We start from the raw sequence: 1,690 nt of genomic DNA on the forward strand, positions 1-1,690 counted from the left end.
GACCTACTCTCCCACACCCTCCCGAGTGCAGTACCATCGGCGCAGAGAAGCTTAACTTCCGGGTTCGGAATGTAACCGGGTGTTTCCTTCCCGCCATAACCGCCGTAACCCTCCGAAACACACAAACACCAACGCGTTTGCTGTCTCAGAATTGCCTAGTGAACGCGAGCAAAACAAAAGTCTGCTTTGAGGACAAGTCCTCGGCCTATTAGTACCGGTCAGCTCCACACGTTACCGTGCTTCCACCTCCGGCCTATCAACCCGGTCGTCTACCGGGAGCCTTACCCCCTCAACAGGGTGGGAGACCTCATCTCAAGGCGAGCTTCCCGCTTAGATGCTTTCAGCGGTTATCCCTTCCGAACGTAGCCAACCAGCCGTGCACCTGGCGGTACAACTGGCACACCAGAGGTTCGTCCGTCCCGGTCCTCTCGTACTAGGGACAGCTCCTTTCAAGTCTCCTGCGCGCGCAGCGGATAGGGACCGAACTGTCTCGCGACGTTCTAAACCCAGCTCGCGTACCGCTTTAATGGGCGAACAGCCCAACCCTTGGGACCTACTCCAGCCCCAGGATGCGACGAGCCGACATCGAGGTGCCAAACCATCCCGTCGATATGGACTCTTGGGGAAGATCAGCCTGTTATCCCCGGGGTACCTTTTAGCCGTTGAGCGACACCGCTTCCACACGCCGATGCCGGATCACTAGTCCCAGCTTTCGCTCCTGCTCGACCCGTCAGTCTCACAGTCAAGCTCCCTTGTGCACTTACACTCAACACCTGATTGCCAACCAGGCTGAGGGAACCTTTGGGCGCCTCCGTTACTCTTTAGGAGGCAACCGCCCCAGTTAAACTACCCACCAGACACTGTCCCCGATCCGGATCACGGACCAGAGTTAGACGTTCAAAACGACCAGAGTGGTATTTCACCAATGACTCCACCCGAACTAGCGTCCGAGCTTCCCAGTCTCCCACCTATCCTACACAAGACGCTCCAAACGCCAATGTCAAGCTGTAGTGAAGGTCCCGGGGTCTTTCCGTCCTGCTGCGCGTAACGAGCATCTTTACTCGTAGTGCAATTTCGCCGGGTCTGCGGTTGAGACAGCGGGGAAGTCGTTACGCCATTCGTGCAGGTCGGAACTTACCCGACAAGGAATTTCGCTACCTTAGGATGGTTATAGTTACCACCGCCGTTTACCGGCGCTTAAGTTCTCACCTTCGCCAACCCGAAAGTCAGCTAAGCGGTCCCCTTAACGTTCCGGCACCGGGCAGGCGTCAGTCCGTATACATCGTCTTACGACTTCGCACGGACCTGTGTTTTTAGTAAACAGTCGCTTCCCCCTGGCCACTGCGACCCCCACCAGCTCAGACAGCACATGCCATCACCAGCAGAGGTCCCCCTTCTCCCGAAGTTACGGGGGCAATTTGCCGAGTTCCTTAACCACAGTTCACCCGATCGCCTTAGTATTCTCTACCTGACCACCTGAGTCGGTTTAGGGTACGGGCCGCCACAACACTCACTAGAGGCTTTTCTCGGCAGCATAGGATCATCCACTTCACCACAATCGGCTCGGCATCACACCTCAGGCACACGAGACGCGGATTTACCTACATCTCACCCTACATGCTTACCCCAGGACAACCATCGCCTGGGCTGGACTACCTTCCTGCGTCACCCCATCGCTTACCTACTACCC

At 56.7% G+C, this 1,690-nt stretch carries 2 rRNA genes (1 of these 2 cut by a window edge); both read right to left on the bottom strand.

Annotation, left to right across the window (positions count from 1 at the left end):
* Positions 1–107, bottom strand: a 5S ribosomal RNA gene (rrf, locus tag FAF44_RS53095); the annotation flags it as partial.
* Positions 108–188: 81 nt separating this feature from the next.
* Positions 189–1,690: ribosomal RNA gene (locus FAF44_RS53100) — 23S ribosomal RNA — on the bottom strand; it runs 1,288 nt beyond the window's last position.

Origin of the sequence: Nonomuraea sp. MG754425 (assembly GCF_021699195.1) — a bacterium.
GTDB lineage: Bacteria > Actinomycetota > Actinomycetes > Streptosporangiales > Streptosporangiaceae > Nonomuraea.